This window comes from Secundilactobacillus pentosiphilus, from assembly GCF_002217985.1.
Lineage (GTDB): Bacteria > Bacillota > Bacilli > Lactobacillales > Lactobacillaceae > Secundilactobacillus > Secundilactobacillus pentosiphilus.
In genome coordinates this window covers 1-20,084 of the sequence record NZ_BCMI01000001.1, presented here as the reverse complement: position 1 = coordinate 20,084, position 20,084 = coordinate 1, and the positions used below count along the sequence as shown (strand labels likewise).

At 45.9% G+C, this 20,084-nt stretch carries 18 protein-coding genes and 1 riboswitch; of the genes, 8 read left to right on the top strand and 10 right to left on the bottom strand.

Annotation, left to right across the window (positions count from 1 at the left end; translation table 11 throughout):
- Positions 1 to 170: 170 nt before the first annotated feature.
- The 7 genes from asd to lysA all read right to left on the bottom strand — a co-directional run bounded on the left by asd (position 171) and on the right by lysA (position 7,551).
- Positions 171 to 1,262, bottom strand: coding sequence for an aspartate-semialdehyde dehydrogenase (gene asd / locus CES81_RS00090; protein ID WP_089120191.1), 1,092 nt, complete (start codon positions 1,260 to 1,262; stop codon positions 171 to 173).
- Positions 1,263 to 1,334: 72 nt separating this feature from the next.
- Positions 1,335 to 2,519 carry an aminotransferase class I/II-fold pyridoxal phosphate-dependent enzyme gene (locus CES81_RS00085; RefSeq protein WP_089088290.1) on the bottom strand — a complete coding sequence of 395 codons (1,185 nt, stop codon included), beginning with the start codon at positions 2,517 to 2,519 and terminating at the stop codon, positions 1,335 to 1,337.
- A gap of 51 nt (positions 2,520 to 2,570) precedes the next feature.
- Positions 2,571 to 3,350, bottom strand: a complete 780-nt coding sequence (gene dapB, locus CES81_RS00080; RefSeq protein ID WP_089120190.1) for a 4-hydroxy-tetrahydrodipicolinate reductase — start codon at positions 3,348 to 3,350, stop codon at positions 2,571 to 2,573.
- Between the two features lie 16 nt (positions 3,351 to 3,366).
- The gene (gene dapA, locus CES81_RS00075) at positions 3,367 to 4,275 is read right to left on the bottom strand and encodes a 4-hydroxy-tetrahydrodipicolinate synthase (protein ID WP_089120189.1); all 909 of its coding nucleotides are present in this window, start codon (positions 4,273 to 4,275) and stop codon (positions 3,367 to 3,369) included.
- 45 nt (positions 4,276 to 4,320) lie between these two features.
- Positions 4,321 to 5,472 (bottom strand): N-acetyldiaminopimelate deacetylase, encoded by a 1,152-nt coding sequence (locus CES81_RS00070; protein ID WP_089120188.1) that lies wholly within the window; start codon positions 5,470 to 5,472, stop codon positions 4,321 to 4,323.
- A gap of 4 nt (positions 5,473 to 5,476) precedes the next feature.
- The gene (dapD, locus tag CES81_RS00065) at positions 5,477 to 6,187 is read right to left on the bottom strand and encodes a 2,3,4,5-tetrahydropyridine-2,6-dicarboxylate N-acetyltransferase (RefSeq protein ID WP_089088286.1); all 711 of its coding nucleotides are present in this window, start codon (positions 6,185 to 6,187) and stop codon (positions 5,477 to 5,479) included.
- Between the two features lie 47 nt (positions 6,188 to 6,234).
- Positions 6,235 to 7,551 (bottom strand): diaminopimelate decarboxylase, encoded by a 1,317-nt coding sequence (gene lysA, locus CES81_RS00060; protein ID WP_089120187.1) that lies wholly within the window; start codon positions 7,549 to 7,551, stop codon positions 6,235 to 6,237.
- A gap of 98 nt (positions 7,552 to 7,649) precedes the next feature.
- Positions 7,650 to 7,829, bottom strand: a riboswitch (Lysine riboswitch).
- A gap of 371 nt (positions 7,830 to 8,200) precedes the next feature.
- Between lysA and CES81_RS00055 the strand changes: the two genes are divergently transcribed.
- Positions 8,201 to 9,565 (top strand): aspartate kinase, encoded by a 1,365-nt coding sequence (locus CES81_RS00055; RefSeq protein WP_089120186.1) that lies wholly within the window; start codon positions 8,201 to 8,203, stop codon positions 9,563 to 9,565.
- Between the two features lie 71 nt (positions 9,566 to 9,636).
- On the top strand, positions 9,637 to 10,647 hold the full coding sequence (gene dapF / locus CES81_RS00050; RefSeq protein ID WP_089120185.1) for a diaminopimelate epimerase: 1,011 nt from the start codon (positions 9,637 to 9,639) through the stop codon (positions 10,645 to 10,647).
- 122 nt (positions 10,648 to 10,769) lie between these two features.
- On the opposite strand, the gene CES81_RS00045 is transcribed toward dapF, so the two are convergent.
- Positions 10,770 to 11,078, bottom strand: a complete 309-nt coding sequence (locus CES81_RS00045) for a DUF7671 family protein (protein WP_089120184.1) — start codon at positions 11,076 to 11,078, stop codon at positions 10,770 to 10,772.
- Positions 11,079 to 11,085: 7 nt separating this feature from the next.
- Positions 11,086 to 12,126, bottom strand: a complete 1,041-nt coding sequence (lplA, locus tag CES81_RS00040) for a lipoate--protein ligase (RefSeq protein WP_089120183.1) — start codon at positions 12,124 to 12,126, stop codon at positions 11,086 to 11,088.
- A 146-nt stretch (positions 12,127 to 12,272) separates the two neighbouring features.
- On the opposite strand from lplA, the gene CES81_RS00035 reads away from it, so the two are divergent.
- The gene (locus CES81_RS00035; protein ID WP_089120182.1) at positions 12,273 to 12,644 is read left to right on the top strand and encodes a biotin/lipoyl attachment domain-containing protein; all 372 of its coding nucleotides are present in this window, start codon (positions 12,273 to 12,275) and stop codon (positions 12,642 to 12,644) included.
- Between the two features lie 90 nt (positions 12,645 to 12,734).
- On the opposite strand, the gene CES81_RS13405 is transcribed toward CES81_RS00035, so the two are convergent.
- A complete protein-coding gene (locus CES81_RS13405) occupies positions 12,735 to 12,881 on the bottom strand; it encodes a hypothetical protein (RefSeq protein WP_089088279.1) in 147 nt (48 codons plus the stop codon).
- 234 nt (positions 12,882 to 13,115) lie between these two features.
- Between CES81_RS13405 and CES81_RS00025 the strand changes: the two genes are divergently transcribed.
- The 5 genes from CES81_RS00025 (at position 13,116) to CES81_RS00005 (ending at position 19,507) form a co-directional block, all read left to right on the top strand.
- Positions 13,116 to 13,343, top strand: a complete 228-nt coding sequence (locus CES81_RS00025; protein WP_089088278.1) for a P8 family protein — start codon at positions 13,116 to 13,118, stop codon at positions 13,341 to 13,343.
- Between the two features lie 554 nt (positions 13,344 to 13,897).
- Complete coding sequence (locus tag CES81_RS00020) at positions 13,898 to 14,968, top strand: carbamoyl phosphate synthase small subunit (protein ID WP_089120181.1); 1,071 nt, start codon at positions 13,898 to 13,900, stop codon at positions 14,966 to 14,968.
- On the top strand, positions 14,961 to 18,032 hold the full coding sequence (gene carB / locus CES81_RS00015; protein ID WP_089120180.1) for a carbamoyl-phosphate synthase large subunit: 3,072 nt from the start codon (positions 14,961 to 14,963) through the stop codon (positions 18,030 to 18,032). The genes CES81_RS00020 and carB overlap by 8 nt, the downstream gene beginning before the upstream one ends.
- 253 nt (positions 18,033 to 18,285) lie before the next feature.
- Complete coding sequence (locus CES81_RS00010; protein ID WP_089120179.1) at positions 18,286 to 18,915, top strand: BglG family transcription antiterminator; 630 nt, start codon at positions 18,286 to 18,288, stop codon at positions 18,913 to 18,915.
- 106 nt (positions 18,916 to 19,021) lie between these two features.
- Positions 19,022 to 19,507 (top strand): GNAT family N-acetyltransferase, encoded by a 486-nt coding sequence (locus tag CES81_RS00005; protein ID WP_089120178.1) that lies wholly within the window; start codon positions 19,022 to 19,024, stop codon positions 19,505 to 19,507.
- Positions 19,508 to 20,084: the final 577 nt, after the last annotated feature.

The window sequence follows — 20,084 nt, the reverse complement described above, 5'->3', positions numbered from 1 at the left end:
TTCCGTCCCCTCCAAAATAATCTTCTTCCAGTTTAACAGAATACCGATCTGAATGTTAACTACGCTAATCACGCCAGTAAAATTTAAAACCAAATAAAAACCGCCAAGCCTGCATGCAACAGGACCTGGCGGTAAGCAGTCAAACAAATAGTCTAACTGGTTTGAAGGACTTATTTAGCTGTGAGATAACCTTGAGCTTTTAATAATTCAGCACATTCAACGGCACCGCCGGCAGCACCACGAGCGGTATTGTGTGACAGGCCAATGAACTTCCAGTCGAAGATTTTGTCTTCGCGAAGCCGGCCAATGGAGACGCCCATCCCGTGTTCGAAGTTCACGTCTAAGCGAACTTGGGGACGATCATCTTCCGTCATGTAGCGGATAAACTGCTTGGGTGCACTCGGTAAGCCCAAGCGCTGCGGCTCGCCACTGTAACTTTCCAATGCATCGATCAGATCCTGCTTTGACGGGTTCTGACGGAAGTTAACGAAGGCCGCGGCCGTGTGTCCGTATAAAACGGGTACTCTGAGACATTGAGACGTGATCACCGTATCGTCTGCCGGGACGATGGCCTTTTTTTCGTCATCAACGTGGCCCCAAATTTTTAACGGTTCGCCTTCGGACTTAGCTTCTTCACCAGCAATATAGGGAATCACGTTACCTTCCATTTCTGGCCAGTCTTTAAAGGTCTTACCGGCACCAGAAATCGCTTGATAAGTGGTAGCAATAACCTGAGTTGGCTCAAATTGGCGCCATGCTGAAAGGGCTGGCGTATAACTTTGAATCGAACAATTGGGTTTAACGGCGATGAACCCACGGCTCGTCCCCAAACGTTCCCGTTGATACTTGATCACATCCGTGTGGTCGGGGTTAACTTCAGGAATCACCATTGGGACGTCTGGCGTCCACCGGTGGGCGCTGTTGTTAGAAACTACCGGCGTTTCGGCCTTAGCATAAGCTTCTTCAAGCTTGCGGGTATCCGCCTTATCTAACTTGATCGCACTGAAAACAAAATCAACTTGGGAGGCAACTTCGTCCACATTAGCTGCATCGTGCAGTACCATGCCCTTTACAGCTTCTGGGATGTCGCCTTCCATCTTCCAACGGCCCTTTACAGCTTCAGCGTACGTCTTGCCGGCACTATGCGCACTAGCTGCAACTAACGCGATCTCAAACCAGGGATGATCAGCCAAGATCTTAATGAAACGCTGCCCGACCATACCCGTTGCACCAATAATTCCTACTCGTAATTTCTCACTCATTAGATATCCCTCTTTTTAACACAGTATTTTTAGTAATTAACATTAACTTGTTTGTTCTAAATTAATCAAGTCTTAACCCTTGCTGGCAATAAAAGCCTTCAGCCGTTTCATGGCTTCTGCTAAATCAGCATCAGAAGCAGCGTAAGAGAAACGGACGTAACCCTCACCGCCGGCACCAAAGGCACTGCCAGGAACGCCCCCGACCTTGCCCTGTTCCGCCAGATCGTAAGCAAACTTAACATCATCTTTACCATAACTAGCAGGAATTTTAACAAAGGCGTAGAACGCGCCGGATGGCGTTGCCATTGATAAGCCCATTTCATCCATCGATTTTTGCACAAAATCGCGGCGCTTCTGGTAAACCTTGCGCATGGCTACTGGATCTTGCAGGCCGTTGTGTAAGGCTTCGGCACCAGCGGCCTGTGCCGGGTTAGACGGCGAAGTTACCATAAACGCGTGCATCTTAGTCGCACTGGCGATCAGCTGTGCTGGCCCCGCCAGATAGCCCATTCGATAACCCGTCATGGCGTGCGACTTAGAGAGCCCGTTGATCAGGATCGTGCGTTCGGGAATGACGTTTGCAATCGAGTAGTGCTCAACACCGTATGTTAGTTCACTGTAAATTTCATCGGCAATCACAAACAGGTGATGATCAGCGATGACTTTGGCTAAGCCCTCAATCGTCGACTGGGGATATTCAACCCCGGTTGGATTGCCTGGGTAGTTCAGCAACACGGCTTTGACCGAATCGCCTTCTTCATCGAGGACTTTTTCCAGCCGTTCTGGTGTCAAGATAAAATGACTGTTTGACGTGTCAACCTGGACTGTGGTCGCACCGGCAATCGTTACCAGCGGAAAGTACAACGCGAAGGCGGGTGTCGGAATAACCACCTTATCACCAGGATTCAAAATGGTGAATAACGAAGCGCAGATCGCTTCAGTAGCACCCACTGTGGCAATAATTTCCGTTTCGGGATCGTAGTTTAAGCCCTGACTTTCCATCAGATAATGGTGAATCCCCTCACGCAGATACATGGTTCCCTTTTGGGGTGAATAATGGGAATCGTTGTCTTGAATGCTCTTGATGGCGGCATTTTTAACGTGTTCTGGGACGTTCATATCGGGTTCACCCAGGGTCAGTTGAATGAGTCCCGGAATGGTTGAGAACTTTTGGGCAACTTCCCGGATACCGGAAGGACCCACTTGATTCAATCGTTGATTGACTTGCTGACTTAAATCACTGGCTAATTGAGGCATGTTGTCACTCCATTTTTAGTTTAAATTTATTAATATTAATCTTATTGGTTATTAAAGGACGTTTTCGAGACCAACTACTAAGTCCTTCAAGTCCAAAACGTGGTCCATAGCAACCTTGACCCCGCCCATAAACGACTGACGGTCAAACGAATCTTGGCGAATCGTCAACGCTTCACCCGGACCGCCAAACAAAACTTGTTCATGAGCAACGTAACCGGGTAAGCGTACCGCGTGAATCGGAATCCCGTGGTAGTTTCCGCCGCGGACACCCGGTAAGCTCTCCGTTTCATCAGGATTGCCCTGTTCGTGCTCTGGCCGAACTTCATCGATCAGTTTAGCGGTACTCAGCGCAGTCCCCGATGGTGCATCGGCTTTATTGTCATGGTGCATTTCAATAATTTCCACGTCTGGGAAATACTTCGCAGCTTCCTTGGCAAACTTCATCAGCAAAACGGCCGACATCCCAAAATTAGGTGCAATCAAGCCGCCAAGATGCTTGGCTGAAGCTAAGGACTGCAGTTCACTGACCTGTTCATCGGTTAACCCGGTGGTCCCAATCACGGGATGGATACCTTGTTCAATGGCAAATTTGGTGTTGGCGTAAACCGCACTTGGCAGCGTGAAATCGATCCAGATATCAGCATCGGTTTGAATCTCGTTCAAATCACCATAAATGGCGACCCCGGCTGGTAAACCGTAATTTTTAGGATCCTTTGACTTCAGCCCAGCGGCAAAGCCCGCAACTAATTCGTAACCATCGCTTTCTTGAACGAGGTGAACCGCCTTTTGGCCCATCGCACCGGTAAAACCTGCAACTAATACTTTTGTCATTTTAATAACTCCTTGCTTAATCCACTAATTGGTCTGATAATGCATCCGCGTCCATGTCCAAAGCAATCGCCAGCTGACGGCGTTCTTCGTCGTTCAATGACTGGATTGGCAGACGGCAGTCGCCAACAGCATAACCCTGGGCGTTTAACACCGCCTTAACGGGGGCTGGTGATGGGAACATGAAAAGCGCTGCCATTTTTGGTGTTAACTGGCGCTTCAAACCGCCGGCCTTAGTCAGATCACCAGCATAGAGCGCATCGTACATTGTCCGAATCTGTTCACCGTAAATGTGGGAAGCAACCGAGATCACACCGGCACCGCCAACTACACGGGCAGACAATGCCTGAGCATCTTCACCGCTGTAGACGTAGAAATCATCATCAGTGTGTTCCACTAAGAACTCAATGTCATCAATTGAGGTACACTGCTTAACACCAACAATATTAGGGTTCTTGGATAAGGTCACCACCGTCTCATTAGCCATCGTCACACCGGTACGACCAGGAATGTTGTAAATGATAATCGGTTTTTCAGCGGCGTCGGCAACCGCGGTGAAGTGCGCGATCATGCCGCGCTGGCTTGGCTTGTTGTAGTAAGGAACCACGACTAATTCATAGTCCACACCCTGGATTTCACTGACTTCCTTGGTGAAAGCCTCCGTTTCACAAGTGTTGTTACTGCCAGTCCCGGCAATTACGGGAACCCGGCCGCCAATGATTTGACCAAAACGCGTGTACAATTCAATTTTTTCGTCATGGGTCAAAGTTGGGGTCTCACCAGTAGTTCCACCGATGACAAATCCCTTGCTGCCCGTATCGATCAAGTGATTCGTTAATTTTTCCAAAGCAGCGTAATTAATATGCCCATCTTCATCAAACGGGGTGATGATAGCCGTCATTAAATCTACGTTTTTTAATGTTGTCATGCTGATACGTCTCCTTTTTCATTGACTGATTCGATTAACGATTAACTACTCGGCCATTCTGGCGGTGATAAAACCGGTAATGGCATTAACACCTGCCTCAATGGCTGATTCTTTAGGGTTTAACGTTGCTGAGTGCAGCTGTGAGTCATCTTCGACTCCCAGCCAAAACATGGTTCCTGGAATCTTGGAAAGTAAGTAACCGAAGTCCTCACCCGTCATGGCAGGCTTCGTTTCCACAAAGTTCACGTCAGAATTATCCTGCATATAAGTAATGAAACGTTTAGTTAGTTCCGGGTTATTTTCAACCGGTAAATAACCGCCCTGATTTAAGTCAACGGTCACCTCGGCATTAAAGCTTCTGGCGATTCCTTCACCCACGTCTTTGAGGCGCTGATCAATCCGCTGAATCATCACCTGCGTCAACCCGCGAATCGTCCCTTCAATGCGGGCATGGCCAGCAATCACGTTACGAATCGTACCGGCTTCCAGTTTGCCCAAAGTGATGACGCCACTTTCGATGGGGTCAATGCTCCGGGAAACAATGGTTTGAACCTGACTGATCAACGCCGCCGCTGCCACTACCATATCATTGGCATCTTGCGGGTAAGCAGCGTGGCCGCCCTTGCCTTCAAGGTCGATGTTCACTTCTGTCGTACCAGCAAACAGGGTGCCCATCCGGCAGCCGATAGCACCAGCTGGTAAATCAGGGTTATCATGCAAACCGTAAAATTCATCCGGTCGCCACTGTCCCTTAAAGACACCTAGTTCGTAGGCCAGCTTCCCGCCGTTTTGACTTTCCTCAGCCGGCTGGAAGAAGAATACCAGATTATCAGTTGGCTGGTGTTCAGCGAAGTAGCTCAGCACGCCTAACGCTACCGTCATGTGAATATCGTGTCCGCAAGCGTGCATGACCCCGGGATTTTTCGAGGCAAACGGTAAGCCGGTTTTCTCGCTAACGGGTAGGGCATCAATGTCAGTGCGATAGCCAACCGTGCGTTTCGGGGCACTGCCTTCAACGCGAACCAGTAACGCGGTTGGTAAATCGGGAATTTTTTTAACTTGCAAATGGGTCTGATCAAAACTGGCAATCACTTTTTCAAGGTAGGCTGCCGTCTGCACTTCCTTTAACGCTAATTCTGGGATCTGGTGCAGATGACGACGAATTTTAATGAGATTTTCTTCCGTTAAAACTGCCATTTCATCACAACTTTCTTAAATCGTCTTCGAGCCCGGTCTTTGATTCGGTCTTCTCGTCAACGTTTTTGATGAACCGCGCTGGTACACCAGCGACCATTGTGTGCGGCGCAACATCTTTAGTGACGATGGCACCAGCAGCAACAACGGCACCTTCACCAACGTGAACGCCTTCGATCACCACCGCATTCGCTCCGATCAAGACGTTATCGTCAACCCGGACCGGCTGTGCTGAGGCGGGTTCAACGACGCCGGCTAAAACGGTACCGGCACCGATGTGGGAATGGCTTCCCACAATGGCACGGCCACCGAGGACCGCCCCCATATCGATCATGGTATCATCACCAATTTCGGCACCAATATTAATGGTGGCACCCATCATAATAACGGCATTATCCCCAATCAAAACTTGGTCACGAATGATGGCACCTGGTTCGATCCGGGCGTTGATGTCTTTCATATCCAGCAAAGGCACAGCCGAATTACGGGTCTGATTTTCAATTTCAGTATCGGTAATTTCTGCTTGATGCTGATCCAGGAAGGTTTTGACATCTGACCAGTCACCGAACAGCACGCCGGTCTTAGTTTCAATGAAGGCTTTAATACTATCTGGTACTTTCAGTTTTGCTAAGTCACCTTTGATATAGACCTTAACGGGCGTTTTCTTTGGTGCATTGCCAATGTAATCAATAATTTCCTGTGCGTCTAATTTTGCCATGTCATGACCTCGTCTCTCTTAAGTTATTTATAATAGGTAGTTTTTATTTAAAATGATTCAGGTAACGGTTGATCTAACCGTGTCAAATCAGCATAGGTTTCACGTTTAACGACCAACGTTGATTTACCGTCTTCAACGAAGACCACTGCTGGTCTCGGATTACGGTTGTAGTTGGAAGCCATGGAATAACCATAGGCACCCGTATCCAAGATGGCAAGAACGTCACCCGGCTTGCTGGCTGGCAACGGCTGCTGATCGATCAAAATATCACCGGACTCGCAGTACTTGCCGGCAATGTGGACCGTTTCAGTCGGTAACGCTGTTGGCTGATCAACTAAAACCGCTTCGTACTCGGCTTGGTAAAGTGCTGGTCGAATGTTGTCCCCCATGCCGCCATCAACGGTTAAGTAGGAAGTCAAACCAGGAACATCTTTACGGGAACCAACGGTGTAAAGATTGTACCCAGCTGGTCCAGCAATGGAACGACCAGGTTCGATCCAAACTGCCGGCATATCGAGGCCTTGATCCGTTGCACTTTGCTTGATGGTTTTAACGATAGCATCAACGAAGTCCTCAGGTGCTAATGGATGGTCGTCCTTAGTATAACGAATACCAAATCCACCGCCGACGTTAATGACTTCTGGTTGATACTGATACTGATTGTGCCAGTTAGCAGCAATTTCAACCAATTTTTGGGCTGCCATTTGAAACCCGTTTAGTTCAAAAATTTGTGAGCCGATGTGGGCGTGAATGCCTAGCATATTCATGCGGTCATTCGCCAAGACTTCCTGAAGGGCCTTGTCGGCTTGGCCGGTCTTCAAATCAAAACCGAATTTGCTGTCTTCCTGACCGGTTGAAATATACTCGTGAGTATGGGCTGAAATGCCCGGAGTGATTCTCAGCATCACTGCTGAACTGGCATCCTGTTCTTTTAGAACCTCATCTAACAATTCAATTTCGTGAAAATTGTCTAACACGATCACACCAACATGATTTCTAACGGCCATTTCCAATTCTGCACGTGATTTGTTGTTACCGTGAAAACTGACCCGAGCCATTGGGAAATCAGCTTGAATAGCTGTATATAACTCGCCACCGGAAACTACATCAATGTGCCCTTGTTCCTGGTCGATCACTTGAAACATAGCCACCGTGGCAAAAGCTTTGCTGGCATAACTGACTGCGTAATCTACGCCGTTGGCTTCAAAAACTGATTTGAACCGGCGAATCTGGTCACGAATTTTGGAGACATCATACACTGCCAGCGGTGTTTGGTATTTCGTTGCGAGTTCATCCGCATCGACCCCGCCAATGGTTAAATGTCCTGCTTCGTTGATCTGTTCATCTGTCAATTGCTCGCTCATGTTTTGCCCTCCGGTAATTATAGATTGTACGAAAAAGGATCCTTTTGTTTACGCTAAACAAAAGGACCCCAATTAAATGACTAATTCATTATGGACTCATTTTCGATAGCGCTCCGCAGACGTTATATCTGCGACAGTCCGTGATTTGTTGAATCACGTCCCAGCTAACTGATTGCTGCAACAACCAGTGCTTCGGCAACGTCCCCTTTTGGTTCACCTCATCGTCATAACAGTGACTGAGTGAACTGACTAATGTCGGTTGCAACCTCTTCGATTTAATCAAATTCTATAATTGTTTTTTAAGATAGTCAAGGGAATTATGAAAATAAAGGTGCGGAAACGAGCGTTAAGAGACTGGAGCCTAAGGACACTGGGGCATAAATCCCGGGCTTGGATTTATGCCCCAGTGTCCTTAGGTGCAAGGCTCTGCTCGATGTAGTCTGATTGGGAAACGTAGCAATAAGGCATTTTCAGCCACCCACTCAAACTTAATAAACTTAATTTCAAAAAAAGTTGCACCTACTATAGCTCCCCAAAACACGGCGCTTTTCCGTTAATGAAACAGTTGCCAAAGAAAAATAAACTGTTAGAATTCAATGTAATTATTAACAGTTTCTGGCAAAATCCAGATAGACAAGGAGTGTTAAATGTGAAAGTCGTTAAGTTTGGTGGCAGCTCATTAGCTGATGGTCCTCAATTTGAAAAAGTGATTTCGATTATGAAAGCTGATCCTGAGCGTCAGGTGATCATTACATCCGCACCGGGAAAACGTCATGATGGCGATATTAAGGTGACAGACCTACTCATAAAATATGCAAAATTAACGATTAAACATGCAAATACCAGTGAGATCTTGAAGCAGATTTTCAGCCGTTATCAAGCCATTGGTGCATACTTTGATCTCAATGAAACTGCCCTTGCTCCCATTTTGCAGGCACTAAGCGAATTACCAAACGCTGATTATCCTGATGATGATTACTTGATGGCGGCCTTTAAAGCGCACGGTGAACGGCTGAATGCCCGTTTAATGGCCACCGTGATGAATCACCTGGGGATGAAGGCCCGCTTCGTTGACCCTAAAGAAGCGGGGATTATCGTCAGTGACGAACCCAATAACGCGATGGTGCTGCCAGAAACTTACGAAAACCTATCTCACTTTAACGTTGACGATGCCATCCTCGTCTTTCCTGGCTTCTTTGGCTTTACACCAGCAGGTCAAATTGCCACCTTTTCGCGGGGCGGTTCTGACATCATTGGTGCAATTGTCGCCCGCGGCTTAAAAGCCGATTTATACGAAAACTTTACGGACGTGGATGCCATCTACGCGGCAAATCCCAAACTCGTTGATCGTCCCATTGCCATTCACCGAATGACTTACCGGGAAATGCGGGAGCTTTCGTACGCCGGTTTCTCTGTATTCCATGATGAAGCGATTATTCCCGCAATCCAAGGTGATATTCCCATCAACGTAAAGAATACCAATCGACCCGAATTACCGGGTACCTTGATCGTCCCTGAAAAGGGCTTCAAGCCGGCTCAAACCATCACGGGTGTCGCCAGTTCTACCCGTTTTGCCGCCCTCTACATTCACCGTTATCTGCTGAACAAAGAAGTCGGTTTCACCCTGAAGCTGCTGCAAGTCTTTAAAAAGTACAACGTATCGTATGAACACATGCCTTCTGGGATCGATGACTTAACCGTTATTTTCGACCGTACCCAGTTTGATGAAGATACGGTTCATAACATGTGCCACGATATTCGTGAAGCACTTAAGCCTGACACTATGGAATGGATCGATGACTACGCCATCATCATGGTGGTGGGTGAAGGTATGCGAGATAAGATCGGCGTCATTGAACAAATCATCCAGCCATTAGCCCAGCACAACATTGGCGTACACATGATTAACCAGGGTGCTTCACGGATTTCAATTATGTTAGGTACCCGCCGTGCAGATGCCGAGGAAGCCGTTAAAAGTATCTATAACGCTTTTTTTAGCAAAGAAACAGTTTAAAAAAGGGACATTTGATCAAGAAACTGATAGAATGGCCTCACGATTATTTTCGACAATAAGGAGTAAAAATTATGGTGCAATTACGTAAGGTACACGGATCCGAAAACCACTTTTTCTTGCTGGATCAATCGACCCTTAACCAGCCGCTAACTGACAGTGAGTTAACCGCCCTAGCCCAGCAGGTCACGAATCCGAAAACCGGGATTTTAGACGGTGCTGATGGCATTTTAGTTGTTAATTCTTCTGATCATGACAACGTTTTAGGCCAAATGCGTGTCATTAACGCTGATGGCAGTGAAGCTTCAATGTGCGGAAACGGCTTGCGAACCGTTTCCCGGTATCTAGCCGAGAAGCACCACACCAATCAATTTAAAGTTGAGACCCTCACCGCTGATTTACAGGTCAGCCGCCAAAATGACTTGGCGCCAGAAGTTCCCGCCTTCAGTGTGGAGATTTCACCGGTTCGTTTTAAGCCCGCTGACTTTCCGTTTGCCAACCTGGGTGACGGTGCACTAATCGATCAACCGATTCCCGCCTTCGTTCCGGGGTTAAACTTCACTGCAATTGCTGTGCCGAATCCTCATTTGATCAGCTTTGTGGACGAAGATACCATGAACAGTGATGCTCTAGGTGAATTAGGCGCACGGTTAAACGGTGCTAACGACTACTTCCCAGATGGCGTAAATGTCAGTTTTGCCCAAATTCTGGGTCAAAATCAGCTTTTCGTTCGCACTTACGAACGGGGCGTTGGCTTTACTAATGCCTGTGGTACGGGAATGTCTGCTACCAGCTTGGCCTTTGCGATGACCCACCCGAACGTGGGCCAATTTGACCAAACTATTACGGTTTATAACCCAGGTGGTATGGTCAAAACTCAGGTACATCAAGAAGGCGACCGTTACTGGATCGATTTGATTGGCAATGCCACGCAAACTCACCTCATCAACGTCGATGAGTCTGAACTTCATCACGCTAACGTGACAACTGAGACCGCTTCGATTCAGCAAACTACTGAAGAAGCCGCTTACCAGCAATTTGTTGATCAGCTGCCAAAGGTTTCGGCAATTGCTGTTAAAAAATAAATATGAATATGTATACAAGATCAGCCCCGCAACCCGAACACTAATCTTGTAAAACCAATAAACGCCATTCCGATTTTCAACGGAATGGCGTTTATTGGTTTTTATTGGTTAATGCATGATGCTTATTTAAGTTTGGTCTTTGCCAGTTGGATCAAATCATCGCTGACAAATTCACTGGTAAACCGCTGCATCGGAGTGATCGCGTGACGGTCCTTATACGCCACCGGTTTGGTCGCAATAACCGCTACCGTTAAGTGGTTTTCAGTCAAAAAGACCTGCCCAATACGTTTAAGTTTCCCCTTGGTATGCCGGCCAGTACGCCAGGAATGCAGCTGAAAATCCCGTTCGTCACGAATCACGTACTGCCCACTATCATCCTGTTCAACTGGTACACCAATATATTCTTCAACTGGATACTTTGCTTTTGCCATGGTTCACCTACTGCTTTTCAATTAATAATTCATTAACTAACGCGTCAATCTCTGTGTCACTCAGTACCTTACGCAACCAGCGCTTGCTGAGCCGTTTTTGCAGCTCGCTTTTGTCCAAAGCGACATTGGTCAGCTGCCCTTCTAATCGACGCGTCTGTTTATCGTCCAACAAGTCGCCATAAGCGGCAGCTTTGGTGATTTGTTGGCCTTCAACCATCAAATTTAGTGCCACTGAGCCCGCGTCAAAGTGCTTAACCCGATAACGGTTAAAACCGGGATTAGCCCCGAAATTCCAATCAACTGTCCGGTATTGCTCCGCCAGCCGTTCATCAATAATCTGCCAATCATGGTCATTCAAGTGATAAGTTTCAATGTCTTCTAACCGCTCAGCATGAAATAGCTTCAGTAACAGCTGCGTTTTAAATTCTTCACTGGTCAGTTGCTGATATTCTGGTGCCAAATGACCTTTAATATTTTCAATGTTACTGCGGTTAGACTTGACCCACTTTCCGTTGATCCGGGTTTCTACTGGGTGAAGCGCCTGACTGGCAGCTTGCAGATCCATATCATACATCAGTGTACCACCAGCTGCGTAGGCATCGCCCGATTTAACCATCGTCATTCCGGTAAACTTATGATCATTAACCACAAGATCGGAATTACCGCGCAACACCGCATCCGTTGCGCCTAACTCGTGCAGCGCATCGAGGATCGGTTGGGCAAAGACATGGTAATTTCCCCACTGTGCATCGTCATCCGTGTCACCCACCACGATATTTTCAAAAACTAAGTTACCCATATCATGATAGACAGCACCACCGCCTGACGTTCGCCGAACTAACGCAATGTTATGCTCACGCAAATACGGGACGTTGACCTCGGCAAACACATTTTGATTCACACCGACGATCACTGAGGGTTCATTAATGTACACCATGAGTCCGTGACCCGGCAGCTTAAGATCGTTGATCAAATAGTTATCAAGCGATTGATTCACAATTGGATCATAAACTGGTTTGCCATCGCGGCTCGTATCGATTAAGAACATAGGAAGAGACGCCCCTTTTTCTGATATTTGATACTTCCATTTTACGGTTTTTCCACCACCGATACCAGCATAATGTGAAACGCTTTCTTTCTTTCATCAAGGTCGGTATACTTAAACCATTAAGAAACAAAAAGAAGGGGATCATTATGGCATTTTGGACCAAATTAATCAGCAGTTTCAAACATCTCTTCAGCAAGAAGGCAGCTCAGTTTGAGCCAACGGAAAGGGACGGTGTCTGGTATCAGGAAATTAAGCCCGGCATTGTTCGCGTCGGTATTGCTGATCAGGCTTACGAAGATCTGGGCGACATTACCTTCATGGACTTTTCATCCCCAAGTGACCAGTTAGAGTTAGACGATGACTTGCTTGAGATGGAGGGTGCCAAAGCCGTTGAAACTTTAAAATCACCGGTTAAGGGCACCATTATTGCTCGTAACAACGAGTTGCTGAAACAAAGTGATGCGTTAGCAAAGCATTCAACTCAGGACAATTGGTTAGTCGATGTTAAAACAGCTTAAAATAGCCAAAAAGAACGTGATCATCAGCCGAGTAGCCGATGATCACGTTCTTTTCATTTATCTTTTGGCATTTGCCAAAGCCGTTTTTGATTAGTTTTGGTTTTCTAGCTTTTCAGCAGCTTCATCAATGGTTGCGAAACCTGACTTGCCACTCTTAGCCTTTGGGTGCTTAGCACGGTCTTCCTCTGCCTTTTCGATCAATGCCTTACGCTGTTCTTTGCTTAACTTGTTAGCCATTTAAATCGCGCTCCCTTTTATTTTCATAAATTAATATGTTAGAACTTTTCTAACAACTTCATCGTAGCACTAATCGTGGTCTTTGTTAAATATTGACCTTGGCTGCGCCTTGATTTAATAGTCTCTTAAACACTTTTGACAAATCACCTAAACCAATCTAATTTAAGCCATAAGCTAATAATTTAACACACCAGAATAAAGGGACTACACTGTATTTATAAGGAGGAATTCAATATGGCAGATGTAGATAAGACTTTATTCTTAGATTATAATATGAATGACGCTTTTGACTGGAGCGATCAAGAAATGCCAGTCCGCGACGCCATTTGGGATTACTTCATGGAGCAAAACAGTCATGATACGATGAAGACTGAAGAACAAATGAAACCATTCATGACTGAATCCGAAGCTGATATTCGCAAGTTTGTTGAAGATAATTTGAAGACTGCGGATGCTAAGTAATTTATCATTAGTAAAAGATTTTTAAAACGAGGGTGACCACCAGTTATTGGTGGTCACCCTTATTTGTATGAAATTGTTTGTGAATTACAATATCGTGCACGATATAATTGGTGTTGCACCGAAAAACGTCAATTAAATACGATTAATTATTTGATTTTGACTAGCTTTATTCGTAAATATAGTATAAAATCAATTCAAATCTAGTAAGTTTGTTAGGTTTGACTACCAATATTCAGAAAAAACTTTTGCATATTCATTTTCCTGCATAACATGGGTTGCTTAACGACTTACTGATTTTGCCATTGTTTACTGTAAACCTTTTTGTATCAGGGTTTGAGCTAGTGAATACCGCTAGACTTTTTAACATAAATGCATAAAATAAAGTTACATTTCTTCTCTATAAGTATTCATATATGAACTAAATAGCTTATATTTAATTAAAAATAGCTCATTTTATGTATAAATCGTCTTGACAATTCCCCTAAAAAATCTTATCTTATACAAAAAGCAATTAATTCCGTCCAGCGAGGCGACAATTGAGGAGGTTATTAGACATGAAAAAATATTTAACGCTTGAAAACGGGGATCAATTCGTCGGCACCGCCGTTGGCGATCTAGCAAAAGAGATCAAGGGCGAGTTAGTGTTTACTACCAGTATGGTAGGCTACCAAGAAACACTCACTGATCCTTCATATACGAACCAGATCATTACCTTTACCTATCCACTAATCGGCAACTACGGCATTTCGCTTCACGCGAATCAATCGCCAACGGTTGCCGCATCGGCCGTTGTTATGCAAGAAATTGCAACGACGGTTTTTCATTATCAAAGTGTCATGACTTTGGACGACTTTTTAAAGAAATCAGGCGTCCCTGGTATTACTGGCGTAGATACCCGTAAGTTGACTAAGATCATTAGAAAACACGGTACCATGAAAGCCAGCTTGACTAACCAGCCGCTGGCAAAAAGTACGTTTAATAAAACCAAGTCAGTTGACATGGTCGTTAAATCGGCAACTTTCTCACATCACTCAGACGAAAACCCGAAACACGTTGTCTTAGTGGATTTTGGTGTTAAGGCTAATATTCTTGAATCGCTCAAGAACTTCGGTGCCAACGTCACGGTTGTAACACCAGAAGCCAGTTTTGATGCGATTACCGCGTTGCACCCAGACGGCATTCTGCTGTCTAACGGTCCTGGCGATCCCGAAGACTGGTGCGACTTTCTGCCGGTTATTAGAAAATTACAGGAACACTACCCGTTATTCGGGATTTGCCTTGGTCATCAGCTGCTAGCACTGGCGAACGGTGCTCGAACGTATAAAATGACGTTTGGTCACCGGGGAATCAATCATCCAGTTAAGAATTTACTTACTGACCAAGTCGTTATCACCACTCAAAACCACGGTTACGCTGTTGACATCGATTCAGTTTCTGACACACCCCTTGAAGTCACTGCCGTTGAAATCAATGACCACTCTTGCGAAGGGCTCCGCTATCCCGGCAAACCAGTCTTCTCCGTTCAGTATCACCCGGAGGCTGCACCAGGACCGCACGAGGCGACGCGTTTATTTAGTAAGTTCATTGATTCAATGCACACGAACGGGGGAGTACAGCATGCCTAAAAGAAACGACTTAAAGAAAATTGTCATTATCGGTTCAGGCCCAATTGTGATTGGCCAAGCCGCAGAATTTGATTACGCCGGCAGTCAAGCCTGCCTGAGCTTAAAAGAAGAGGGCTACGACACAGTCCTGATCAATTCCAACCCCGCCACAATTATGACGGACGATGAGATTGCTGATAAAGTCTATCTGGAGCCATTAACGTTAGACAGTGTCACCGCTATTTTAAAGAAGGAAAAACCGGACGCTATCCTGCCTACTTTGGGTGGCCAAACGGGGCTCAACTTAGCCGTGGAACTCGCCAAAAAGGGTACGCTTGACGAATTGGGGATTGAGCTGTTAGGAACTAACCTGCATACCATTAATCAAGCCGAAGACCGTGAAGCTTTCAAAGATTTAATGAAGGATCTTAATCAGCCGATTCCACCTTCGAAAACGGTCTATGACCTCCAAACCGGTTTGGATTTCGCTCATGAGATCGGCTATCCGGTCATTATTCGGCCAGCTTACACGCTCGGTGGAACCGGTGGCGGTTTTGCTCACAACGATGCCGAAATGAAAACCGTTTTAAACCGTGGTTTGACCATGTCGCCGGAAACGGAATGCCTAGTCGAAAAGAGCATTGCTGGTTTCAAAGAAATTGAATTTGAAGTCATGCGCGATCATAAGGGTTCTTCCATCATTGTTGCTGGCATGGAGAACTTCGATCCAGTTGGGGTTCACACCGGCGACTCAATCGTCTTTACACCCACCCAAACACTGACCGACAAAGAATATCAACGCTTGCGTGACGCGTCATTGACCATTGTAAACGCGCTTAAAATTGAGGGTGGCTGCAACGTCCAACTCGCCCAAGACCCTTACAGCGAACACTACTACGTGATTGAAGTTAATCCGCGTGTCAGCCGTTCGTCAGCACTGGCATCAAAAGCGACTGGCTACCCGATTGCTAAGATTGCGGCCAAGATCGCGGTCGGCCTTAACCTTGACGAAATTATCAACCCCATCACCCAAACAACTTATGCCATGTTCGAACCAGCCCTAGATTACGTCGTTGCTAAGATCCCACGCTTTGCGTTCGATAAGTTTTACCACGCCGACCGTAAACTAGGGACTCAAATGAAAGCCACTGGAGAAGTGATGGCGATTGGCAGTAACATTGAAGAATCCCTGCTAAAAGCGGTTCAATCCTTGGAATTAGATACTCATATGCAAACTAGTCTGGTACCGGACGATGCTAAAGGTAAATCTCTGGCAGACCTGCTGGAAACGATCAAGACCCCAACGGATATTCGCCTGTTTGAAATATTTGCTGCTATTGACAAAGGCGCAACCGTTGAGCAACTGCACGACGCCACTAAAATCGATGAATTCTTTCTGGCAAAGTTAATCAATATTATCGATATGCAAAAAGAACTGGCAACGAGCACCCTCACCATTGAGCTGGTTCAAAAAGCGCAAAAGCTCGGTTTCGATGATAATATGATCAAAGCGGTAACCGACGTTTCCGACCAGGAACTTGCCAAGCTCCATAGCATGACTGATCAGCACCTCGTTTATAAAATGGTAGACACCTGCGCTGCTGAATTCGAAAGTAAGACCCCCTACTTCTACAGTACGGTGGGAACTGAAAACGAAAGCCAGCCATTAGGAAATAGCGTGATCGTCCTTGGTGCCGGCCCAATCCGGATCGGGCAAGGAGTTGAATTTGATTACACAACCGTTCACTCCGTTAAAGCCCTTCAGGCTGCTGGCTACAACGCCATCATTATTAATAACAACCCCGAAACTGTTTCAACCGACTTCTCGATTTCCGATAAGCTTTACTTTGAACCGCTCACCGTTGATTCGGTCATGAACGTTGTTAATTTGGAAAAGCCGATTGGCGTCATCGTTCAATTCGGCGGTCAAACCGCAATCAATTTAACTAAGCAACTAACTGCTCGCGGCGTGAAGATTCTTGGCACCAACATGACGGGAATCGAGCAGACCGAAAACCGGCACGCATTTGAAGAACTGCTGATCGATCAAGGAATTGCACATCCAGCTGGTGATACGGCAACTGACATCCCTGGTGCTCACAAAATCGCGACTAAACTAGGCTATCCCGTTTTGGTACGGCCAAGCTTTGTTCTTGGCGGTAAAGGAATGGCAATCGTCCACGACCAAGACGAACTGAATGACTACCTAGTCCCGGCGCTAAAGCATAGTCATGGCGAACCGATTCTCATCGATAAGTACATCAAGGGAACCGAGTGTGAAGTCGATATTCTCAGCGATGGCAAACAAGTCTTTATTCCCGGCATCATGGAACACTTGGAAGGCGCCGGTGTGCATTCCGGTGATTCAATTGCCATGTACCCGCCGCAGACATTGACTGATTCACAAAAAGCTGAAATCGTACAGATCGCAACTAAAATCGGTAAGTCGGTCCATTGCATCGGCATGATGAACATCCAGTTTATCGCCGCGGATCAGATTTACGTCATTGAAGTTAACCCACGGGCTTCTAGAACCGTGCCGTTCATGAGTAAAATCACCCACATGCACCTAGCACAACTTGCGACGCAACTGATTATCGGCAAGTCGTTAAGCGAAATTGACCTGCAGCCGGGGATGTACCCAGAACCGGACAGCGTCTATGTCAAAGCGCCCGTCTTCTCCTTTGCTAAACTGCCAGGCGCGCCAACGGCACTCAGTCCGGAAATGAAATCAACTGGTGAAGACCTTGGCCACGGGAAAACGTTATCCGAGGCCCTCCATAAAGCCTTCTTTGACAGTTACCATTTCGATAGTGACACAACCGGGCCAATTCTTGTGACCCCGTACGATGCCAAAAACACTGAACTAATGGCCGCGCTTGATGCTGGCGGTTACCCGCATCAGGTTTACCAAATGGATCAGGAATGGCCGGACAACTTAGCCTTTGTACTGGCTACCGAAGATGAAAGTGACTTGGCTAAGCAGTTAACAGCCCGTGCTTTAAGCCACGAAGTTACTTTGTTCACTGCCTCTGATACCGTTGCTGCACTAGTCAAACACAGCAGTGCTAAACAAGCGGGCTAAATTTTAAAACCAAACTGTAAAAACCTCCAACAGTCAATTGCTGGAGGTTTTTACAATTCCCAATAAAATGAAAACGAAACAATGATTGCCAAATAAATTCATGCTGCTTTAGTAAAAACGAGTTGGAAATAACTGGGAAATGGGATTTTAACGAAAACGTTTACTTTCTAATTGACACCCAGCTTTGAACCTGCGATGATAAAGTTAGAATATTTCAGAATTGTAACCGACACCCACTAGGGAGGGATTGAAAATGATTAAAAACCAAGATCCGCAAGCCACTGATCGACTCACTCATTTGACTCTTTTGTTAGTGGTTCACGCACCTAACCACGTTTCCTTAGAAGAATTGACCAAAACGTTAAACGCCGATACTGATACGATTCGTCATGATTTGAACTGGGTCTCAGACTTTTTCGAACCTTACAATCTGGTTGTTGATCCTTCCGTTGACCAGCAAGTAGCCGTTTACGGTCAGGAAAATCACTTGTTCCGGGCATCTTTAGACATTTTAAAGTCTTGCTCGAAACCCGATCAACTGACAACATCATTCCCAATCACCGATAAAAAATTAGAGACACAGTTAAAAGAACGTTTGGAAGCACTAGTTAAGATAACACCGCTAGACCTCGCTGCTCAGCAATCTATTTATGATTACATCTGGACGTTAGCAATGCGCTATCGGTACGGCAGCGTTAAACGATTGGGCTTAGCAGAACTGTTTACGCCCGGTCAGTTGGCACTGATTTCAAATGAAAAGGAAATCCACCCGTGGTCACAAAAAACGATCGAAGTTTTAGAGGGTGACTTACCAGCTAACAAAGATTTACCGCTCGTCGAAGCTTACCTATTGACATTAAGAGTTTGGCTTTATGCTAATTAGCCTTATCAACGTCTTGGTTGACACTTACTGAGGCGTTTTCTTTTTGCCTCAAGGCCGACTATAATGAAATCATTACTGTTAACTTTAAAACTTTCCGGAGGATAAAATGCTTACATTTCAACCTGCCCAACCCGTTCAGCTCAATGCGATCATGGCAATCGAAAATCAGGGGTTCACCCCAGATGAAGCCGCCACCAAAGCCAGCATGGCCGAACGCATCGAACGTATTAGTGATACTTTTATTGTTGCTACGCAAAACCAACGCGTTTTAGGTTACATTGTGGGACCCGCAGCCAATACCCGTTACCTGAGTGATGCGCTTTACGATCACCTTGAAGCTAACAACCCAACAGACCGTTATCAAACTGTTTTGAGCCTGGCTGTAGCCAAAAGTGTTCGTGGTCACGGGGTGGGCAGTAAACTGCTTGCTGAATTGGCAAAGGTCGCAAAAGCACAACATCGTCAAGCCATCGCCCTGACCTGTTTAAAAAAACGGGTGCCGTTTTATGAGCATAACGGCTACGTTAACGAAGGTGTTTCTACTTCAAAACACGCCGGTGAAACTTGGTATAACATGGTAAACGAGCTTTAGCATATCCTGACTGATTGTGCCTCAAGATGCTAAGATTAGACACAAAAACAGGTGATCAATGTCCCTACGCATTGATCACCTGTTTATTTTTTAACCTTACCGTTGTTGGGGAACGCGAAGTAAAGTCTTGAAGTTGTTGCGGTAATTTCATAAATGAAACACTCTGACGGGAAACCAGTGGTATCATCTCAAAATCATTACCGCTAGCGTTTAAATGATTCGTCATCATCAAACGCTTTTATCTAACGTTGCAACTTGTCGCTGCGCCCCCACGCTTCGACAAACACAACTTTAATTGCTTGATCTATACGGTTACGGTAAACAAGTCGTTTAGCAGTTGCAGTCAAATTAATATTCTCTCCAATATTAACCGGCGCTGTTATAAATCGCTCCCAGAACCACTCATCTATCTTATACCGATACAGACTGTCAGGTAATGTTTACCCTTGTATTAAAATTCCCTAGCTAATTTCCAGGTAAGATAGCCATACAGAAACGTTAAGCAAGAGCACCTTTAATACATGACTAAAGGTTGAAAGTTAAATAATACAGAAAAGCCCCGGCACGCCGGGGCTTT